This is a genomic window from Rhizobium sp. CECT 9324, assembly GCF_918741265.1.
GTDB lineage: Bacteria > Pseudomonadota > Alphaproteobacteria > Rhizobiales > Rhizobiaceae > Allorhizobium.
Genome location: NZ_CAKKMZ010000004.1, coordinates 19,202 through 39,089 on the forward strand (window position 1 = coordinate 19,202; position 19,888 = coordinate 39,089).

The 19,888-nt window shown below is 55.9% G+C and carries 25 protein-coding genes; 11 read left to right on the top strand and 14 right to left on the bottom strand.

From position 1 onward, the window contains the following. Window positions 1–49: 49 nt before the first annotated feature. The 6 genes from LQ231_RS26490 to LQ231_RS26515 form a co-directional block, all read right to left on the bottom strand. Window positions 50–880 (bottom strand): alpha/beta hydrolase, encoded by an 831-nt coding sequence (locus tag LQ231_RS26490; RefSeq protein ID WP_230175258.1) that lies wholly within the window; start codon window positions 878–880, stop codon window positions 50–52. Window positions 881–1,217: 337 nt separating this feature from the next. Next, window positions 1,218–2,573 carry an IS1380-like element IS1247 family transposase gene (locus LQ231_RS26495; RefSeq protein ID WP_006473457.1) on the bottom strand — a complete coding sequence of 452 codons (1,356 nt, stop codon included), beginning with the start codon at window positions 2,571–2,573 and terminating at the stop codon, window positions 1,218–1,220. Window positions 2,574–2,627: 54 nt separating this feature from the next. After that, a complete protein-coding gene (locus LQ231_RS26500; protein WP_230175260.1) occupies window positions 2,628–3,605 on the bottom strand; it encodes a type IV secretion system DNA-binding domain-containing protein in 978 nt (325 codons plus the stop codon). Between the two features lie 3 nt (window positions 3,606–3,608). Further along, window positions 3,609–4,046: a hypothetical protein gene (locus LQ231_RS26505; RefSeq protein WP_230175262.1), complete on the bottom strand. Its 438-nt coding sequence runs from the start codon at window positions 4,044–4,046 to the stop codon at window positions 3,609–3,611. 19 nt (window positions 4,047–4,065) lie between these two features. Continuing rightward, window positions 4,066–5,514, bottom strand: coding sequence for a transglycosylase family protein (locus tag LQ231_RS26510; protein WP_230175264.1), 1,449 nt, complete (start codon window positions 5,512–5,514; stop codon window positions 4,066–4,068). After that, on the bottom strand, window positions 5,511–6,059 hold the full coding sequence (locus LQ231_RS26515) for a hypothetical protein (RefSeq protein WP_230175266.1): 549 nt from the start codon (window positions 6,057–6,059) through the stop codon (window positions 5,511–5,513). Before LQ231_RS26515 ends, LQ231_RS26510 begins: the two co-directional genes overlap by 4 nt. On the opposite strand from LQ231_RS26515, the gene LQ231_RS26520 reads away from it, so the two are divergent. Together LQ231_RS26520 and LQ231_RS26525 are read left to right on the top strand one after the other, a co-directional pair. Beyond that, window positions 6,042–6,404, top strand: coding sequence for a hypothetical protein (locus tag LQ231_RS26520; RefSeq protein WP_230175268.1), 363 nt, complete (start codon window positions 6,042–6,044; stop codon window positions 6,402–6,404). The genes LQ231_RS26515 and LQ231_RS26520 overlap by 18 nt on opposite strands. A 3-nt stretch (window positions 6,405–6,407) precedes the next feature. Next, a complete protein-coding gene (locus tag LQ231_RS26525; RefSeq protein WP_230175270.1) occupies window positions 6,408–6,986 on the top strand; it encodes a hypothetical protein in 579 nt (192 codons plus the stop codon). 29 nt (window positions 6,987–7,015) lie between these two features. Here the strand turns inward: LQ231_RS26525 and LQ231_RS26530 are convergent, their stop codons facing one another. The 5 genes from LQ231_RS26530 to LQ231_RS26550 form a co-directional block, all read right to left on the bottom strand. Beyond that, window positions 7,016–7,381 carry a hypothetical protein gene (locus LQ231_RS26530; protein ID WP_230175272.1) on the bottom strand — a complete coding sequence of 122 codons (366 nt, stop codon included), beginning with the start codon at window positions 7,379–7,381 and terminating at the stop codon, window positions 7,016–7,018. Continuing rightward, the gene (locus LQ231_RS26535; protein ID WP_230175274.1) at window positions 7,378–8,055 is read right to left on the bottom strand and encodes a ParA family protein; all 678 of its coding nucleotides are present in this window, start codon (window positions 8,053–8,055) and stop codon (window positions 7,378–7,380) included. The genes LQ231_RS26530 and LQ231_RS26535 overlap by 4 nt, the downstream gene beginning before the upstream one ends. Window positions 8,056–8,455: 400 nt before the next feature. Continuing rightward, complete coding sequence (locus LQ231_RS26540) at window positions 8,456–9,040, bottom strand: MucR family transcriptional regulator (protein ID WP_230175276.1); 585 nt, start codon at window positions 9,038–9,040, stop codon at window positions 8,456–8,458. Between the two features lie 189 nt (window positions 9,041–9,229). Next, window positions 9,230–9,835 (bottom strand): hypothetical protein, encoded by a 606-nt coding sequence (locus tag LQ231_RS26545; protein ID WP_230175278.1) that lies wholly within the window; start codon window positions 9,833–9,835, stop codon window positions 9,230–9,232. A 28-nt stretch (window positions 9,836–9,863) separates the two neighbouring features. After that, window positions 9,864–10,244 carry a hypothetical protein gene (locus LQ231_RS26550; RefSeq protein ID WP_230175279.1) on the bottom strand — a complete coding sequence of 127 codons (381 nt, stop codon included), beginning with the start codon at window positions 10,242–10,244 and terminating at the stop codon, window positions 9,864–9,866. 337 nt (window positions 10,245–10,581) lie between these two features. Here LQ231_RS26550 and LQ231_RS26555 point away from each other — a divergent pair, with 337 nt between their 5' ends. Further along, entirely contained in the window at window positions 10,582–11,019 is a 438-nt protein-coding gene (locus tag LQ231_RS26555) for a hypothetical protein (protein ID WP_230175280.1), read from the top strand. A gap of 112 nt (window positions 11,020–11,131) precedes the next feature. On the opposite strand, the gene LQ231_RS26560 is transcribed toward LQ231_RS26555, so the two are convergent. From LQ231_RS26560 to LQ231_RS26570, 3 genes are all read right to left on the bottom strand, one after another. Then, window positions 11,132–11,560, bottom strand: a complete 429-nt coding sequence (locus LQ231_RS26560) for a hypothetical protein (RefSeq protein ID WP_230175282.1) — start codon at window positions 11,558–11,560, stop codon at window positions 11,132–11,134. Between the two features lie 8 nt (window positions 11,561–11,568). After that, window positions 11,569–11,913: a hypothetical protein gene (locus tag LQ231_RS26565; protein WP_230175283.1), complete on the bottom strand. Its 345-nt coding sequence runs from the start codon at window positions 11,911–11,913 to the stop codon at window positions 11,569–11,571. 70 nt (window positions 11,914–11,983) lie between these two features. Beyond that, window positions 11,984–13,000 carry a hypothetical protein gene (locus tag LQ231_RS26570; protein WP_230175284.1) on the bottom strand — a complete coding sequence of 339 codons (1,017 nt, stop codon included), beginning with the start codon at window positions 12,998–13,000 and terminating at the stop codon, window positions 11,984–11,986. A gap of 383 nt (window positions 13,001–13,383) precedes the next feature. On the opposite strand from LQ231_RS26570, the gene LQ231_RS26575 reads away from it, so the two are divergent. The 8 genes from LQ231_RS26575 (at window position 13,384) to LQ231_RS26610 (ending at window position 19,829) form a co-directional block, all read left to right on the top strand. Next, window positions 13,384–14,364 (top strand): hypothetical protein, encoded by a 981-nt coding sequence (locus LQ231_RS26575; protein ID WP_230175285.1) that lies wholly within the window; start codon window positions 13,384–13,386, stop codon window positions 14,362–14,364. A gap of 8 nt (window positions 14,365–14,372) precedes the next feature. Next, entirely contained in the window at window positions 14,373–14,612 is a 240-nt protein-coding gene (locus LQ231_RS26580; RefSeq protein ID WP_230175286.1) for a hypothetical protein, read from the top strand. Continuing rightward, a complete protein-coding gene (locus LQ231_RS26585; protein WP_230175287.1) occupies window positions 14,600–15,772 on the top strand; it encodes a type IV secretory system conjugative DNA transfer family protein in 1,173 nt (390 codons plus the stop codon). Before LQ231_RS26580 ends, LQ231_RS26585 begins: the two co-directional genes overlap by 13 nt. Further along, the gene (locus tag LQ231_RS26590; protein WP_230175288.1) at window positions 15,769–16,986 is read left to right on the top strand and encodes an ATPase, T2SS/T4P/T4SS family; all 1,218 of its coding nucleotides are present in this window, start codon (window positions 15,769–15,771) and stop codon (window positions 16,984–16,986) included. The genes LQ231_RS26585 and LQ231_RS26590 overlap by 4 nt, the downstream gene beginning before the upstream one ends. A gap of 1 nt (window position 16,987) precedes the next feature. After that, window positions 16,988–17,668 (top strand): DUF882 domain-containing protein, encoded by a 681-nt coding sequence (locus LQ231_RS26595; RefSeq protein ID WP_230175290.1) that lies wholly within the window; start codon window positions 16,988–16,990, stop codon window positions 17,666–17,668. Then, entirely contained in the window at window positions 17,661–17,951 is a 291-nt protein-coding gene (locus LQ231_RS26600) for a hypothetical protein (protein WP_230175292.1), read from the top strand. Before LQ231_RS26595 ends, LQ231_RS26600 begins: the two co-directional genes overlap by 8 nt. Beyond that, window positions 17,948–18,481, top strand: coding sequence for a hypothetical protein (locus LQ231_RS26605; RefSeq protein WP_230175294.1), 534 nt, complete (start codon window positions 17,948–17,950; stop codon window positions 18,479–18,481). Before LQ231_RS26600 ends, LQ231_RS26605 begins: the two co-directional genes overlap by 4 nt. A gap of 139 nt (window positions 18,482–18,620) precedes the next feature. After that, window positions 18,621–19,829 carry a hypothetical protein gene (locus tag LQ231_RS26610; protein ID WP_230175296.1) on the top strand — a complete coding sequence of 403 codons (1,209 nt, stop codon included), beginning with the start codon at window positions 18,621–18,623 and terminating at the stop codon, window positions 19,827–19,829. The last annotated feature ends 59 nt before the right edge of the window (window positions 19,830–19,888 follow it).

Genomic DNA, 19,888 nt, shown 5'->3' on the forward strand with positions numbered 1-19,888 from the left:
GGGAATAAGAAATGTGGTCAGCAGCCGAAACTGCTGACCACTTATCAGATCAGCGGCGCAGCCAGGCCAGCAGATCCTTGTTGACCGTTTCGGCCTCGGTCGTGGGCATGCCATGCGGGAAGCCCGGATAGGTGATCAGCGTGCAATTCTGCAGCAGCTCTGCCGATTTCTTGCCTGCGATCTCGAACGGCACCACCTGATCGTCCTCGCCATGCAGGACCAGCATCGGCGCGGTGATGGTTTTCATCTCATCACGGAAATCGGTCTGCGAGAAGGCGACGATGCTATCGTAATGCGCCTTGCCACCGCCCATCATGCCCTGACGCCACCAGTTGTCGATCACCGGATCGGACGCTTCGACGCCGTCGCGGTTATAGCCATAGAACGGCCCCGCCGGAACATCGTGGAAGAACTGGGCACGGTTGGCCTTGGTGTTCGCCTGGAAATCGTCAAAAACAGACTTGTCGATGCCGTCCGGATTGTCGGCGGTTTTAACCATGAACGGCGGGACCGCGCTGATCAGAACGCCGCCTGCAACCTTATCTTCGGGGTGGCGGGTGATATAGCGAACGACAACGCCGCCGCCGGTCGAGTGGCCGACATGCGTGGCCCCCTGAACACCCAGATGCTTGACCACTGCTGCGGTATCGTCCGCATAATGGTCCATATCATGCCCGTCCCAGCCCTGCTCCGAACGGCCATGTCCGCGGCGATCAGTGGCGATGACGCGGAATCCCTCACCCAGGAAGAACATCATCTGGGCGTCCCAGTCATCCGCGCTCAGCGGCCAGCCGTGGTGGAAAAAGATGACCGGCGCATCTTTCGGGCCCCAGTCCTTGTAATAGATTTGGACCCCATCGTCGGTCGTAACGTATGCCATGTCCTGTTCTCCAATGGTACGTGTGTCAACTGCGCACCCCTTCGGATCGGGTCGATCTGCGCCAAGCTGGCAGATCGCTCGATTCGCCGAAGTGCCCGTTCACGCTAACATTTAAGCCTGCATTCCCCAAGTGGCGTGTCGTTTGAGGTGAAGATCGCCTGTATCCGAGCGCTAGACAAGGATTTTCTGCCGCAAGCGGCACCTGCGGTCGCGCAGACTGCTGGATCTGGACGGATCAGACCGCGAAGCCGCTGTTTCCTTGCCCAGGGGCGGCGTTTTTCAGCGCAGCGGACAGATCTGTCCAGCCGCTTTCGTTCAGTTTGAGCGTGGATCGCGATCATGCGCATAGCGGTGGCGCTCGCAATCGGCGGATAGCGGCGAGGATGGCGCGTACCATCGTGCCGGTGACAGCGACCTCGGCCAGCTGGAAGGTGATGGTGCGGGCGTGACGGACCACACGTGCCCCGATCTTGATCAGCTTCAGTTGCAGGCTGGTCAACGACCAGTCGGCCATGGCCTCGGGCAGCTCGATGCAGCGCAAGAAGGTGGCCAGGTTGTACGCCAGGGCGTGCAGTTGCAGCCGCACCTCATTGTCGCGGAACTTCCGGCACGACAGCCGCGTCCAGCGAAAGGCGTATTTGCCCTCTTTGATGTGCTGCTCGGCGGTGCCGCGCTGGTTGTAGAACCGCACCACCCAGTCCGGCTCCATCGGCAGGTTGGTGACGATGAAGCCGACACGCGGGAACAGTTCGCCCGGATGCCATTCGATCTTGGCGATCACCCGGCGTTCCTTGTCCCAGGACGCCGCCTGATACTCGAATTCCTCGAAGAACCGCTTGACCTTGGTCAGTGACGGCCGCCCGACAGGGCGCGTTAGCCGATGCGCGATCTTGTCCTTGAGGACCGCGTTTGCGGGCAGCCGGATGGCGTAGAAGAACCGCGCTTCTTCCAATCGCTCATAGATCGCCGGGATCGCGTAGGCAGCATCGGCCCGGAAGAACCTGCCACCAAGGTCGCGCTCCGCGTAGCGCGCAATGACGGGGTCGAGAACATCACGCCAGCCATCGGCGCTGTGGACGTTGCCATGGCGCAGGGCGCAGCGTTCCAGCATCCCGAACTGGTTGAACAGAAAGTTGGGGTGATAGCAGCTACAGTCGAAATGGCCATTCCAGGCAGACCCTTCCTGGTCGCCATGGGTCGGGCTGACCGAGCTGTCCATGTCCAGAACGATGTACTTCAGCCCGTTACGGTCATGGAACCGGTCGATCCATTGCCCGTTCAGGTCGGCCAGCGCGGCACGGTTCCCGGCCAGAGCCAGCGTCTCGGTCTCGAACCGTCCCATCTGCGATGCCGAGGCCGCTTGTGCATCGACCGCTCTGCCGCCGACAACTTGGCGCATGACCGGATCGCAGGCGAGACGGTTGGCGTCGTTGACATCCTCGTATCCGGCCAGCCGCCCAAAGACTGATTGCCGGAACAGGCCGTCGAGCCGATGGACCGTGTTCTTGCCAGAGCGAGTATCGCGCAGCGCCGCTGACGCCAAATCGGACAACCCGAGCGCGTCATCAAGCTCGCGCATCACCAGAAGGCCGCCGTCGGAACTGAGCTGCGTGCCGCGAAATTCCAGCCGCACGCGAGGGTCGAAATCCACCCGATCTGCCCGTTGCAAGCCCGCACCCTCTGGGTGATCCATGAAACGCGCCCCTCGCAGCCTTCAACACCATGTTTTATATAGGAAATATAATGGTCAGGACAGCGAAATCAGCGCCTTACTTGGGAAATGTGGGTTTAACTCATCTACGACGATCCATGTTGTGCGCTCCGGCGCTGGACCTTCAGGTCGGGCGAGCGCAGATGTCACCATGATATCGACCCACGCGGCCAGAAGATCGCGGGCAAGGTTCAATTCATAATCGGAATAAGGAAGGAACATCCATTCCGGCGCATCCTTTTCAATCCATGCCCGAAATGAAAAATCCCCATCCTTGAGGAAGCGCCACGCCTTCAGACTAGCAATGAAGCTCATGCGCACAGATTGCAGGCGTCGGTCGTTACACTCGTCCTTTGCAGCCAGCACTTCGGCAGTGGTCCCGGCGACTAGCGGGGCCAGTTCTCGCGCCTCGGCCGCGATCAAGAGGCGTTGCAGCTCCACATTCGAAAATCTGTAGTGATGAACTACAGAAAGCCCTGCCCCGACCGCGGCGAAAAAAGATTTCGCCATGTCATGCCATTCGATGGCGCTGCCGGTGCCTAGCGGCACGAACCCGGAAGCCAGCCGGTCCCAATCGTGTAGATCGCGCGCCTCGTTCGAGAGGCGCCAGCCATCAGTCTCCGTGCTGAACGGCGACATGACGATATCGCCTTCTTGGCGGAAATCGCGCATGAACTCGCTATTGTTGTCGAGGACGATGGCGCGATCACCTCGCGCCCGGATCGTGGCAAGCAGGCACCGCAGCGCCGCTGTTTTGCCCGCGCCAGTCGAGGCAGCAATTGCGGTATGCATACGTTCGTGTCCGGGAGGAAATGGGATACCAGCAATTTCCGCCACAGGCGCTAGAGTAGAACAACGTTCTTGTAATTCCGCTAGATAGTTTTCCTTGGTCGTAAAATGGGCTCCTCTAAGGTACTCACGCGAAACCGACGATGGCCGGAAAGGGGGCTCTTTGCGGAAGTCGCGCATGAGCTTGCTGGCGCGAAGTTTCTCTGACACCAGATCAGTGTTCACCGCTCAAAACACCTTGCAGTAGTGCAGCACTCTCAAGCCCTGCTCGCTGTCAACACTAATGGTAATCGCAAGTTTCCCAATCCGGGTCACGGTCCCTGTCGCAACGCCGCCGCCACCCTCGCTTTCAACATCAATCGTAAAATACGTGAAATCGCCTTTCGTCACCTGTCGAACGATATTGCCGGTCACAGCGGAAACGTCCTGATTTTCGTCCCATCTATTCCCTGCGATGGTCAGGTGCTCCGTGAAATCGGGTATATACAAGTCCGATGCTAGATATTGCCGGCAATCGTTATCGTTTCGCGGCCCTCTGGTCTGCTCGGCCGCAGTTGGCGCTTGATAAAAGGCATAGCGGCCATCCAGTGAACTCTGTGCAGCAATAGCGAAAGCAGGAGCGGTGAGAGCAAAGGCTAGCCCTGCGACGGCAGAATGACCCTTCATCGCCTACCGCGCCCCCATGTCATTGCTGCCCCGACTCGGTGCGCGACATCAAGAGAAGCATATGAGCCAGCGCGCTATCTGTACGGCCTTGGAGGTTCTGCGCGAGCGAGGATGCCGCGCGAAGCTCTAGGGCGTTCTGCCGCGTCATGTTGATGGCCAGTGAGCGCAAATCCTTGTCGGCGTTCGCGGCAGCGCTGCCGCCGCTGGTCATGTACGTGCCCTCCCCGCCTGCCATCGCGGCCGAGTTATCGCTATCACCGGAACTGGTGGGCGTTTCAGCGACGGCCTGCCCCGGCGTGCAGGTATTAGGCAGCGACTGACTGCGCCCTGCCCGAGCAGCGGCCATGCCGACAACCGGCACACGCTCTTTCAGGTATCGCTCCGGGTTCACGTAGTACCACGTGTTCGGCGATGCAGCCGACAGTGCGTCGGCTGTTGCATAGCCGTTGGGATCGCGCTTGCCGCCGCTGGCAGGGAACACGCAGTCGTCTGTGCTCGAACCCGGCACGCATTTGCTCGCCGTTACAGCGCTCGCGGGAACCTGAACCTCAAAATGAAGATGCGGCTTTCCAGCGGATTTATTGTCGCCGATCTTCGCGATCTCTTCCCCGGCGCTTACGTCCTTTGGATCGGGCCGGGAATACGAATGAAGATAGAGTGTTCGGAACTGGCTCCCCGTGACCTTCACCCCCATCGAACCGACGCTGAGTTTGCCGTCATGTGATGCAAACAAGGGCTGGTTATCGGACGCCTGCCCTTCCTTGCCCTTCGGATAAATATCTGAGCCCCGGTGCCAACCGTTGCCCGCGCCTGCACCGGGACGATTCCAGGCACCGTATTCACTGAATACCACAGGACTCTGAACCGGGTGAGCCGTCAAGCAAGAGCCCCCGCCGGCTGCTACTTCATCGCCGCTGCACGCCTCGCTGACCTGATTTTCAGCGACGTATGTCCCCGCGCAGGTGCCATTTCCATCCACGGCTCTGCCCGTGCAGGAGCCGCCGCTTGTGAGCCAGTCCTTCAGCCCCCCTGCCCCTACAAGATGACTGCCGGCGACCAAACCGCCTATCGTGATCGGGACACCGTTGATGGTCTGGCCGACATACTGCTGGTAGTTCCCAAGATAGGTCAGATTTCGGTTTCCATATTCGAGAAAGGCAGCATCCTGCGCCGATGGCGTGTTCAGGTAGTCCTCAAGCGAGTTGATGCCATTCTTGCCAGTCCATGAGCCATCGCCGCGCATATAGCCGACATCGATCAATGCAGACCGGCCCATCTGGTATGCACCGTAATAGCCATTGCCGGTGTTGGTATTGTAGTTCCCGCTCCCTTCGCTCTGCCTGATGTTGTTAAGCATCGCTACGCAGTCGGTTGCGGTAGGCTGCGGATTTCTCGCCGCATGTGCGAGCATCGTGCCCGCGAGCATGATGGTCGCGGCGGTGAACAGAATGCGCGGGGATCTAATCATGGAAGCTCCACGGGCTTGCCGCAAATTGAAAGCTTGTCATCGGTCACATCGACCGTGCTGCGGTCTCGACATGCGTTGATCCGCTCGCTCGTCGCCTGCACCTTGAAATCTGCTGAAACCCGTTGGACGTACCAAGAGCAGGAATTTGCGCCACAGAGGGGCGATCCCATCATGGAGACGAGGTAGGTGTTGCCCTTTGCCTCGAAGGTTGCATACATGAACTCGTAGCTCGCCCCCATCACCTCCTCAATATCGGCCCTCCATAAGCGCGTCATGAGCGAAGCAACGACATTATTCGGATTACTGATCTCGACCGGATTGAAAAGCTCTGTGAAGGTCAACGGAGCCGCCGAGGTCGCTGTCGCCCATAGCGCCGCAGCTACCGAGAAAGCTTGAAATCTCGCCCTTCGCCTCAACTTCATCGGTTTTGCCTCTCCTTCCGACGCCCTTGACTGGAAACAGTTTTGCCAGAAGAAAGGCGATATGACAATGTTTCCGTGATAGGATACATTGTCGAATGAAACCCAATGCATGTCACGGATCAAGTTATGTTCCCACGGATTCTCGTCGCGATATCGGCATCAATTCTCTGTGCGGCATCATCGCAAATGGCGGTGGCGCAGGACATGCGCTCACCGGACCCGATAATTACGAAACCGGGCGGCGAAGGTAACGTGTCTCGATACGAGTATGCTCCAGAGGGCCAACCAACACTGGAATACAAGGCCCCGCCCTCTGGCGCCGATACTGACCTTTTCGGAAGCGAAGTGGACATCCTTCGTGATCAGGTCCGCGAACTTGAGAACGCCTTGATGGAAGTACGGATGGAGAACCGGCGACTGAAAGCGCACAACGAAACGCTGATGAAGGAACGGGAAAAGACGGAGTAAAGGATGACCGACCTCACCGAAATCATAATAAGCCTATTCAAAGCCAATTCAGTCCTTCTCTCCATCATGATCCTGTCTATCACGCTGTTCGGCGTGATCGTAGGCGGATTGGGGCTGCTTGAGGGCTACCAATATACGAGTGGCAATTCGCGCTTCTCTACCCGTGCCGCAACATTCACTGGCGCGATAATGAAGCTGGCCTTGGGCAGTGCTGCGGCGATGGGCGCGGTTGTTTTCTACCGTATGGCCGGCACCTTCTCCCTCGCTGACGATCCCACTACGAGCAACGTCCTCGACTATGCTCAATCCGGGTCAATAACCGGCACCTACTGCCAGCAATTCCAGTATTCTGTGACGCTGATCTGGATGATTATCGGGACCGTCGCACTCTTCAATGCCGCACGCTCGGCATACAGAAAATCCAACGGCGAGATGGTCCCATGGAGCACGCCTGTCTACTATCTGATCGGCGGCATCATGTGCTATTTCGTGAACGGCATCACGGCGATGGTTGCCAACACTATTGGGCTTGAAGTCGGCTTGGAAAACATGTGCAAGGCATTCGGGATGGCCGGGGCTTAAGCTCCCGGCCGACCTTAGAGCCACTGTGATCAGGCGGCTGGCGGATTACCATCCTCATCGACCCCTGCCCGCTCCAAGACCCACTCCAAGGTCTCGTCGTATGGCAAGCGCAACGTCTTGGACAGCTCCACGAAGCGATTATGCGTTGCAAGCCGAACTCGCATGTTCAGAGGTTGGACGATCCCCTTGCTCTTGCGTTTGCTGGCAATCTTGAGCGGCTGCTGGCGGATCGTGCCTTCCTGCGCCTCCACGATCTTTTCGACATCCCTTGTGCTCGGCAGATCATCGCCAACGGGCTGAGGTTTCATGCTCGCCGCGACGCTGAGCCTGTCCTTCACGTCGATTGGATTCTGCTCGATATGGCGGTTTCCAAAACCTAGAGATTTGCCTGTCATGCCGCCTTCTCCTGCTTGTTGAGAATGTACTCGACCAGCTCGGCCGCCAATACATCGGCGTTCGCAATCGCCTTATCCACGCCGTTGTATTGCTCCCGATCCAGCTCCGCGAGCGGAACGCCTTCCAGCATCATCGCCTTGTAGGCTGAGCGCTCGTTCAGGTGAGCTGAGAAGGCCGGGACCTCGTTGGCATTGATCTCAGTCATGATTTTCCTCTCGACGCGGGAGATCATATTCGGGACCGTCCTCGCCCAAAGGATACGCTTGTCGATGGTCCTATTCAGCGTTTCCTCGTCGTTGGTGATCAACGCGAAAGCATTGGCGGCGAGTCGCGCATCCTCGGGACTGGCCTGCATGGGGATGATCATCAGATCGGCGCGGCTGACAACCGGCGTGCGCATGTCCGAAGTGAAACCAGCCATATCGATAAACACGAAAGCACTCTTCGCAGATGCGTCTTTGATGGCCTTATGAATGCCGGTGCTGGAAGTTTGCTCGATCACATCTATGGTCGAAGTCGTTGCCTGCTCCCGCCAATTGGCGATACTGCGCTGCGGATCGGTATCGATCACTGTCACTGACGCTTTCTGTCGCGCCAAGGCGTCTGCAAGAACGATCAGCGTGGTGCTCTTTGCTGAGCCCCCTTTCGAATTAAATGCTGCAATTACCGGCATATAGCGCTCCTTCGTTCATTTGCGTTCCTAAGCACGCTCTTTCGTTTAAATGCGTTCGGTTGCATTCATATACGTTACCAATCTTTTACAATCTGTAAACAGCTTTCGCGTTCGTTTGCGTGCGTTCGCTGTCTGTTGCGTGCGTGTGCGTTCTTTTACGTGCTGTTGCTGTCACGCTTATGCGTGCACTTGCGTTCTTCTGAACGCAGTCTGATCGAGAGCGGGAACCGCGCTCCCACATTGCGCCGTAGGTGACGGGAGCGATCATACAAGACTGTGAATTCGTCAACAGCCAGGAAAAAAAACCCCACAAATGCCCGCTGAAGAGCATCTATGGGGTCCGACGATAAAGCTACGCGAAAAAGCTCAAAGGCGCTGCATGGCCCTCTATGGCGATTTCTCAGTCTTCATCGCTGTCATGGCTTTTGCTGACTCGGCGCTTGTCCCAAACCCGGTGCTTCAAAACCACGCCACGGCGCGTATCCTGAACCTTCTTGGTCCACAGCAGATAATCGTCGGGCAACCCGAACAGCCTGCGATAATCGTCCGCAGTGATGTTGTAGCCGACGAGGCTGCGAGTAAGGATTTGAAACTGTGAGCCGTCGAGCAGGCTCGTGATATGCTCGGTGGTAGTGGCCGAGTCCACATCTCTGACCGGCAAAAGGCGAGGGCGGCTATCCAGCTCGTCCAGCTCATCGATCACCGTCATGAAATCTTTGGTATAGTCGCGAAGCTGAGTGAGCTTGACGATATATTGGGTCAGGGTGTCATGGGCCTTACGACGGGCCGCAGCATCAAACTTGCTCACTTCCTCGGCACGGGGAGGGGTGTGATCCAACTCCGCGATTAACGACTGCTCCTGCCGCATCAACTCCGATAATTCCGCGATATATTCGCGCTGCTTCTCGATGACTGCGCGTAGACGCGTTCGCAATCGCCGTTCCGCTGGACGATGACTGCCGCGCTTCTGCGTCTTCCGCGTCATCGGTGAACCTCCTCACGCGGCAGAACTAACTTTTTCATTAGGGGGATAGACTCCTGTCGGTACGCTGTGGCGATCAATTCTTGGTGATTTTTCATCCTGCCACAATTTAATAAAAAGCGTCATAACGAGATAGTCAGACTAATCCTTTCGCAGCATATTATTTGGGCCTCCCCGCCCAACATTCGGTATTCACGATTGTTTCTTAAAAATGCTCGCAAGCTCCGCTTGTATGAAATCTCCGAGAGGAGCCTTTTCTTCATAGAAGCGATTTTCCGCCACCTGCCATGCACGATAGCGCATAGCGAAGCAGCCCATAAAAAGCGGCATCGAGAGCAAAAAGGCAGCGAACATCATCAGACCTGATCCCATCCAGCCACTGTAAAGTACGGCACCAGATAGCACGACACAGGCGACAACAAACATTATATTAGCAGATCGCAGAAAATAAGCACGCCGGGCTTCCGGGGCGTAATGGATCGCCGGTCCATTGATATCCGCCAATTCCCGCAGCGTGATCTCCATGCCGCAATCTGGATCAGAGCATCGCCGCGCGTTCGGCCGTCCAGCAACCGGCAGCAAGACGCCGGCCCGGCCTTCACGCCTACAGTCCGGGCAGTCTGGTCGATCAGCGCTGAATGCCGCCACAGTCATCTTGAGGGCGTTTCGGTGCGTATCCTTGATAGGTCGGGGAATGACTTTTCCGGGCCAACGCAGAAAGCCGCGCTTATCCACTACAGGCGCAGCGTTATCCTCGGTCGTCTGTGCCGCTTTGCGGCCTCGGCGAAAGAATTTCATGGCTAATCAGCTCGCTACATTAGATCGTTCAATGGAGCTGGATGTGCGAGAACCAATCTTCATACAACTCGACCTGATCCAGCCGATCAGCCGGCACGGCGAGATTTAGCCGCTCGCCGTTGTTGGTGATTGCCAACACAAGCCCGTCCCCGGTTAAGGACAGGGAACACCAGTCGCCATCGCCATTCTGGAAGTCGGTTGAAACAGAGAGATCGCCGGAATCGACCGTGAAAACGTACTCTCCGCGAGTTATCTCGCCGTCCTCCGATCCCCAAAGATCGAAAAGGTTCTTGATGGCAGGATGCGCCATCGATCCTGCGATACTCATCGAATACGGGGAGGGAAACGTCTGCCAAACGGCGACGGGAAGGCGCGAAGGCATATGATCCTGTTCTGCAATTTCAGCCATCGGTTTACGCTCCCTATCCACACAAGCACAGACTAATCGAATCGAGAACTGATATCAAGGCCGGCATAATACCGCGATATCCATCATGTGATATCGCGTGCTATCACATGATATTGCGTTACATCGCTATAGGCTGCACGCGCGTCATTGAAAAGCATATCAATTGAATGATAGAAGAACATCCAGAGCGCGTGTATGTGATAGAGATATATATAGCGTCATTTAGATGCAGGCTCATTGCAAAGGCCATATGTCACTTTCCATGGAACCATATTAGATGTAACATTTGAGCGCCGGGCTAGGGAACGGTAGCGGCACCAGCCGGGAAGGGGAGAATATGCCTCCACGTCGAGGATCGAAGACAACAGCCAGTGAGGTGATGGCAGAGCGCCCGATCATCGACATGCACACGCTTCGGCTACCGCGCGAAGAGGCAGCACGTGTCGAGACTTTCAAAAAGCTCCATCGCCTTCCAACTGGCGATCTTTACGTGTTTCTGATGAACATCACCGGCATCGACGCTGACGGCTCAAACCGCGTTCTTGTGGATTACGCCCGGTTCGATGCAGACGATGACGTGAGGCCCACAATCGACAACTCGTCGATGCGATTGCCACGCGAGCAGTCAGACCGAATGAAGAATTTCAAGAAAAACCACCGGCTTTCGGTCGGCGAAATGCTGATCTTCATGCTGGATAACGCGAAGATCGCCAAGGACGGTAACACGCGGCTTCTGATCGATTACGAAACGCTAAGCTTGGTAAAGGATCACTAGGCTAGAGCGCCTTAAAATCCCACAGCTCTTCAAGCCCTATCAAAGGTGCAAAAGCACCTTGGTACGTCGTTTCAATGACAACTGCTTCGCCAGAAATAATGAACAGCGTGGTTCAGATGTACTCGTACTGAATACCGGGATCAGTGATGACGCCCGGCGTCACAATTCTCCCGACAATAAACAGCCTTCCAAGCGGCCTCTGAGCGGCTTGATCTTCACGAACACGACGCATTGTTCGACGGAATGTTGCCCCGTTAAGACGCGCCTTCAGCAATTCGTCTTTGGCATCCACCGCAATGGAAATCTCAAGGTCTGGTTGCGGAATGTGCTTCTCGCGGATGGCGCAATCATCGAACATATCGATAGCCACAGGTATGCGGACCAATACGCCCTTTGCGGGAACGGTTAGGCGGTCAGCGGGAAAGGTTGCGCGCTTCGGCAGATGCTTGACGCCACCAGTGTTAGCATTGGCCACCCCCCGGCAATCCATACCAGCGGGCCGGAAATGATCCATCTTCTGAGCTTCGGCAAGATCGCGCACTAGATACCTCATTCTTCTCGCTTGAGAGAATATACAGGATGTTTGTCTCCATTGGGATGAACATGGTTCCCATCCCTTAAAAATTTCATCGCTGCTCTGCATCGTGCGCCGGCACTATCACGGGAGATATTGAACAGGTCTTGAAACGTCGCGGCAAAAACCGACATTCTCGCACCTTGGACATCTCCATCCCGTAACAAGGTCAATATCAAATCAGCGTCACGCTTCATCTGTGAATTAGTGCGCCGGCCGCCCGCATCATCCGCGAGTTTTTTCGCGAAAATCTCTTTCGCCTTCCTCGCGTCATAACCGGGATTATCGTCGCGGTCCGTTCTTGTGCGCTTCGTCGTCATGTAACCCTCACTACTACAGAGGCAAGAAGTTACCAAACACGACATATAATGCAATACAAAACCATCTAATTCATGGTTCCGGCCGTAAAGTGCGTGGAGGAATGGCCTTGCTTGTCGGCTGCTGCCTATCACCACTACGGATTGGATTAACGACGCGGCTATGAACGGTATTATCGACACGACGATTAGCGGCTTTACCAATCGATTTAGACAATCTATCCAACGATAGTTGATCGACGTTTTGCACGCTAACGCGCGACGGTTTTACCGGCAATCCAACCCTTCCTTTCTTCCTATTTCCATAGGCTGAGTGCGCTGTAACTGCGCTCCTATGCCCCATGGCGGCGGCTACCTCTCCACCTTCATAGTCCAATGATATCTTTGCATCTGCCGCAAACTGATGCCGTGCATCATAAATTCGAGTTCTCATCTCCTTACCGGATATCAGGCTCATCTTCTTCAGCTTATTTTTAGCTCCCCGAAGTGCGCGCCTTACATGCGTACCGATCTCGTCCCATTCCACACCATTTAACGCAGATAAAACACGATCAATCGCCGCTCTCTGATCGGCTGTTATGCAGTCATCAACTAGGATCAGTTCGCGCTTATTCCCGTTCCCCGATATGCCGGGCCGGAATTTCGCATTCGTAACGTGAAGCACATCGTCTATTAATTCAGCGTCTTTCCATTCTATGGGTCTCAAGCCCGTCGCTATTCCGGCTTCTAGCATGTCAGCGGCTAGGCGTTTAAACCTACCATTTTTTCCACTCCTAAGAATGGTGATAAGGTCGTTTTCGAGCTGCTTACTTACGCCCTTCGCCAATCTTGTTTTCGGTTTAACGTCCCGTCTCATATCGCGGAATAGACGCGTAAAATGCTCTGCTTTATCATTACCTTGAGATATCGATATCCACCATTTTATTGACGCACGGATAAATCGCCAACTTGCGTCCGTTAGATAAGGATCGTCAGCGGTCGCGACGACAACATAGTTCTCGGGAGTAGGTGCCAGCCCGCACCGATCCAATTCCGCATCGAAACGAGCGGCAGCGCGCCGATATGCGTTTTCGGTTCTTTGCGACGGCAAGTTCATATCCCCTACGTTTACGGACCAGTGATATCAACAGATGTATTGCAGCATTACTGCGCCATCAAGTGATATCACGTGCTATCATCGGATAGCTGCGCATTGCGCCCGCGCTCTGGCGATTTGGCGCTTTTCATTTCTCCTATCAACTGGCATAAAAGGACATTGAATTCCACTCGGAGAAGGTTGTGAACATGCATGGAAAGATGATCGCCATTGTCGTAATTGCTGCTGCGCTTGCGGGATGCCAGACCGCATCCAATCAGCCTACCGACGCTTTTGTAAAACGCACTCTGGAAAACAATGCGACGACGATGACCCCAAGCGTTTCAACGTCCGTTGACGGCGATTTTCCTGTAGCCCCTAACTCCTGATCCTTCCCGATGGCGATGAAAGCACGGACATGCGCCGTTGATATCGGTTCAATGTGGGTAAAAGCTCTGGCAACTGTACCCGGTGGGACTCGGCAAACAACATTTCCAACTCGTCTCGCCATGGGATCGCGTGCCTTGCTCTCACGTGAGGATGCGCCGCAAGTTGTGAGGTTCGGTGATGCCCATGTTCGCGTCGGCGACCGGTCATCTCGTTCGGGCTTTGTTGAAACGGAACTACCCAAAGCTCTCTCGGATATTCATTGCTCTGCTGTCTTGATCGCTGCTGCTTTCGAGCGATTGGGTATCGCTGGCTCGGCGGTTCTCATGGTGGGCTCGTCAACTCCCATCAATGACAATGACGCTGCCTATTTGCGCTCCTCCTTATCACGTTGCGTCCTTTCAAATGGTTCAACGGTGAGCGTTGACCGTGTGGGCACCATGGGGTCGGTTGAAGCGGCGTTCGCTGACTTCTGCCTTGATAAATACGCAGCCGTTTCATTGAGAGCAGGCAGGGAAGAGAGAGGGCGGTTCGCAGTGGTCGATTTCGGCAGTGCTGCATGGCGAGTTGCGCTCGTGACTGATGGAGCCCGGCGCGAGGATATTGGGTTTGCAACGTCAGAAATTGCCACAGGTATGGAAGTTGAACGGCGTGCCTGTGAGATCGTTGAATCACGACTGAATGTTACCGTATCCGGCGTGGCTGAAATGTTCGAGACGGGTATCTACCTAGCGAAGCGTGCCAAGCGCGATGTCAACATGCATATCGCACAAGCCAGACGCGAGACGTGGGCGCGCTTCGGACCTTCTCTGGTCGATCAGCTCAAGAGACATGGCGCTTCAACCCTGTACGCGGCCGGGGGGAACGCAACGCTTCTAAGGGAGGCGTCAGCGTCAACAAAGGACATTGATTTCCAGATTGCGAAGCATTGTGAAACCAGTATAGTAAAGGGCCTTCTCAAAAGCGCGAGGCGTTGGGGAGTGCAGGGGTGAAGCTAGGAATGGACGACGAGACTTTGGGTGATGGCAATATCGTCGTTCCCCTGAGAATACTGGAAGGGAAGCTTTCTGCTCATCTTCTGTCTCTGCCGGTTGAGAAGCGTCCTGATGCAATAGCGCGGATCGCTCGAATCGGATTTGAGAAAAACAAGATTGCAACTGCCAAGCGAGGCTTGGGCGATCCACCGGGGAATGTTGCCTTGGTTGATTTTCTAGGAGGCACTATCAGATGGTTCGCATGAACGGCGCTTTTGCGGCGGCAATATTGATGGCGGGAGTGTCCGTAGCGCATGCGCAGGAAGACACGTTGCCTGTTCGCCAGAACGTCTACGGAAATCAGGGTTATCAAAACCAAGTTTCAGCGTATCCCGGCGGATACTATCCGCAGCAAACGATGGTTTACCCCGGAATGTATCCCGGCGCTTATCCGGGTGCTTATCCGGGCGCTTATCCGGGTGTCTATCCGGGCTATCCGGCCATGGGATATCCGGGTGCTTACCCCGGTCAACAGGGCACGACTCTCGATGCGCAGGGGCTTGCTGGACAGAATGTTATTCGCGATCCAGCAACAGGGCAGGTTCTACAGGCTCCCACGGGGGATGGTTCGAATGTTGTTGTCGATCCATCGGTGTATTTGCGCGGGCAAACGCCCGACCGCCACGGTCCTCAAGTCACTCCGGGTTCGGGCCTTGGGGGACAAGGGCAGGCACGGAATAAGATGGTCGGCAAGATCGCGCGGACTGCCGGTATTCGGGATGGCTATGCCCAAGAAGCCCAGCGCATAAATGCATCTTTGAACAAGATGGCAAACTGGCTGGACCGGACATATCCATTCCCTTCGTTGATGATCAATGAGCACATTGTTCCTCCGGTCGTTATCCTGACGAATAGCCGAGTGGAAAAGAATGGTCCGCAGATCCTTGAGCTGACGCTTGGTCGGTTCGAGATCGCCACGCCTGCTCGCGTGACCGCGCAAGCCCCTTCGTGGCGCACTTATCTTTTTATGCAATCCGATCCTGAGAATGGTGTGGACCTTCGGCCTCATTCGAAAGCGGACGATGGGGCTTGGAAAAGGGGATATAAGGAAGGCCAGAGCATCGGGATTGCAGAGGCACGGTCCTATTTTGAAGAGGCCGAACGCCGAATGCGTCGAGACTTCGAAGGAATGGCTCGGTATCACGATCTGGCATCTCGCGGTGCCATAACCATGCCCATCGCATCTCAGAAAAGCAAAGCGCTCCAGATCAGTCGAGACGGTCGCGTGGCCCTGCGAGGAAGCAAGACGATCAAGATCGTCGTGTCTCCGACCTTCCGTGGCAAGGCAGGCGCAGGCGCTTTTCCGGTTGGGTCGGCTGATGTCACCACGCGCAACATTCCGGTGCCAGTTGCGAAGGATAAATGATGGATGCGCGCGTAGGCGAGGCGAGTATCGGTCTTTGGACTGGCAGGCGCGATCTCTCGCAGAACTTCGGCATGACGGAGTCGGGCGAAGATGTGATGAAGGTGCTGTGCTACGCGGCGCGTAGCGGCTGTCAGGATGTGATTTTCCAGACTGGTGCACCAATCTTGATGAACCAGCTCGGTTCGCTGGTGGCGCTAACGGAATGGACCTACGATACGACCGACTTTATGCGAGCGGCGAAGCACATCAGCGGCTCCGGTGGCGATGTAGAAACCCGCCTTGCTGGTGGCCGAGCGTTCAACAAGCGTATTGACGCTCGCGACTTTTCCGAGCGTGATGAATATGGTGAGCCGAGGGTTTATCGCTTCCGGGCCAATGTGACAGCCTGCGCATATGGCGCTGCTCTCGGGGGACAGATGGTCCTCCGATACATCCCCGAACACCCTCCGACTGTTAAGGACATTGGTCTTGAGGAAGATATCATCGGGGAATCCACCCCTGAGATGGGCTCTGTAATTTTGTCGGGTCCGACAGGATCGGGAAAAACGACGACATTTGCGGCGCTCCTTCGGCGGGTCATGGAGGAAGAGACTGCAATTGAAGGCAACGTCGTAACGCTCGAACAACCTATCGAATTCTCTTTCGACTCGATCAAATCCCATCGCTGCGTGATAGCTCAATCGGAAATCCCGACGCATTTCAGCAGCTTTGAAATGGGCATTGAGGAGGCGATGCGGCGAGTGCCGCGTCTCATCGTCGTCGGTGAGCAGCGCGACTATCAGACGATGGCGGCTGCACAGGAAGCAGCGAACACCGGCCACGCGGTTTACACGACTGTTCACTCGAATACTTCGTCGCTGGCGATCCAGCGTATTGTCGGGAAGTTTCCGCGCGAAATGCAAAGCCAAGCCTTCGAAATGGCGGTGGCGACAACGCATATGATTGTCAGCCAGGTACTGGTGAGGAACACGAGTGGCGGGCGTGTTTGTTTGCGTGAATGGGTTGTTCTCGATGACGACGCGCGGCAGGAGCTTACGAAAGTCGGGTTCCTCGGATCGCGTGCTTTCCTCTACGACCTGATGTGCCGTGGCGGGCACGGAAAGCCAATGAAGGCGACCGTCGCTGAGCAATTCAAAAGCGGAAACATCAGCGAAGATGCAGCGCGTCTGGCGCTGAAGCGGTATGGCTACAGCCGCTCAGAACGGATCATTTGAGATGATTGCCCGGCGTTCCTTTTTGATCGGCGCGTTTTCCAGCATTTGGGCGGTAGGAGCATCGGCCTATGCCGCAGAGGAAAACGCTGTCATCGGGAAAAAAGGGAGGATTCCTTTTGTCCCCTCTGCTGATGACGCCGATGATCGAGCCTTTACAAAGGAGGTTGAGAAAGCGGCACCGAAGACAGACCCCCGTACTTCGGGTTTCGGTTCGTTGCAGCTTTATCGTGAGGCCACAGGGGAGAGCATCGCCGCTCGCTATCGATTTGATGGGAAGATTGACCGGCGCGCAATCGCGGAGCTGTCGTGGTTTTGGCGCGATGTGAAGGACGACGACAAAGCACTTTGGATCGATCCCGCACTTTTCGATTTCGTTTCATCGGTCCAGTCCACCATGGCAATGATCCACGGGTCTATGCTGCCCTTCATCCTGACAAGCGGCTATCGAACTCCACGGCACAATGCGGCAATCGAGACAGCGGCGAGGAATTCACTGCATATGGACGGGCTTGCCGGGGATTTGAAAGTGCCGGGCTATCCTCCCCGTTCTTTGGCTATAGCGGCTATGACCTTCAAGGGTGGCGGTGTGGGCGTCTATTCGCGCTTCACCCATCTGGATGTCGGTCAAATCCGTTGCTGGCCCTATACCTGCAAGCAGTTCATGGGAGATCGCAATGGCTGACGAAGAGCGAGTGAGTTTTTCCGGTGATGGCTGGCGATGGACCGGCGAGCCGATCAATGGTGTTTTGGGCCTGCATGGATCGGTGATGCTGCTCATACCGTCAGCGATAGCAACCGGGATGGTTTGGCAGTTCACGAAGCTGCCCCTGTTCTGGCCATTCGTGATTTTTTGGGTCGTGTACATCGCGCTCGCAGCTTATGCCGCCCGGAAGGGCTATACGCCGCGCGACATGATTGAACGGCAAGTGATCTTGAAGCTGTTTCAGGGTAGGTACAAGGTTTGAACGGACCAGACCAACGAGCAGAGTTCACAGTCTCGCAGCTTACGCGATTCGTTGTCGAAGGCGCGTTTGCAGATGTCGTCGCCTCGCGCTTGGCAAAAAGACCAAATCCCTACGATGTCCAGCGAGAGCTATACGAGGCGATCATCGAGCGGGCGATGACAAAGATGGGCGCTGATGCCGATGCGGCGCTACGCAAGGCTATGGCAACGCCCGAGTTTCCCGATTTCGCTTCCGGCCTATGGCTGGAAGATGGATTCATCATGCCGATAATTATGGGACACTCCGAGCATGTTGGGAAGATAATCGGGATGTTGCCAAGTGAAAGACCGTTATTTTCTGTGCACTTGGCACGCGGCGGCTGGTTCGACGTTCGCTTTTCCAAATCGGCAATCTATGCGGCGGAAGAGCTGCGGAAAGCGACGGCCTTGGCCTATGGGCAGGTGGTCGCGCATTCAACACGAGAGATTTTTTCTGACAGAGACGCATTGTCGATCGGACTCGACAATGCATGGAAACTCGCGGCTTTGTGAGGCTTGATGCGGCCATTGCCGCTTGTGATTCGACAGTGTTTTTTTCATCGCCTTGACAATCAATTTTTTTGCTGTCTGTTATTTGACGGTGAGTGCTGGCGAGTCTGTCAGCCGGTGATTTAGTTGGTTGGAGATGATCATGGCCGAAAGCGCAAAGAAATTCGCTGGTCCAAAGCTTCCCGCTACCCTTGGCAACGTCGCTCTCAGTGTCAGCGCATACACGTCAAGAGACGGCGTGATGACAGTCAAGGGCACGCAACTTCACAATGGCGACGAGCTAAGCGTTCAACTTATGTCGCCGGCCCGCGCCGCGAACATGATGAAGGGGCGCAATGATGTCGATGATCGTGAGCGTGTCCGGATTTGGGAAGAGCGCTTCGAAAATCGACGGGAGCTTGCTGAGTTCGCGGATAAGACAAACGAGCATGGCGTGAAACCGGGCGGGGTGATCCTGCTGAACAATACGCGGCTCGATTTCAGCGACCGGCAGTATTATGCGCAAGCGGCCTACGGGTTTGTGAGCGATCCCGATTTTCAGGCGGCGATTTCAGGAACAGTATCACTTTCAAAATTTGCCGATGGGTCGATGCGCCTACAGGTTTACCAGCCTGACAAGGCTGTGTTGCTGTCCTCATCTGCCAAGGAAGAGGCTCAAAACGCCGTAAAGGCGGCTTTTGACGTTCGATCCCCTGTCGGTTCAGGCGTTATGGCCCGCACGGTAATCGTCACGATCTCGGAGACCGGTGACAATGCCGAGGCGCAAAACAAGGCGTTCTATATGCGGAGCGCGAGTTTTGAAGCGGATGCGGGGAACGGTGTCCAATTTCAATTATCGAATGGCTTCGGCGACACTCTCAAACGCAGCCAGCTCGACAGCAATTCGGGCGCTGCTGCGGCCGGCATCGCGGCTGCGGCTGGTGTTCCGGTTCAGATGGTCCTCGACCGAATGGCAGAGGATGCCACCAACGAAGATCGGGCGGCAGTGCAGCGGATATACGATGCCGTGAAGTCAGGAAAGGCATCAGTCGCCATCACGCCGGGATACACAATTCCCATCGTTCGGAAATCAATGGAGAATTTAGCGAAGCGGCAGGAGCTTTTCCATTCCGGCGCTTTTGCCGGGGCGGTTGCAGTAGCTGTGCGCGGCGCAGATGGCGGCGCGTTGGAACGGCCGGCCGCTTATGCTGTCACGAGCTATTCTGCTCTGCCAAAGGCGGCACCTGAAACCACTCCGACGCCCGCAAAGGAGGCGATAAAGGCTCATGAACGGCTGGTGTCGGCAGGAGGGGAGAAAGCTCCCGAAACTCGCCAGCCGGCCCGTTTTGCGTCTCCGGGTCGTGATTTCTAGGGCCGGGGCGAGGGTATGCCTTCCGTTCCACTCCCAATCCTCTCTGTCGATGGCATAGG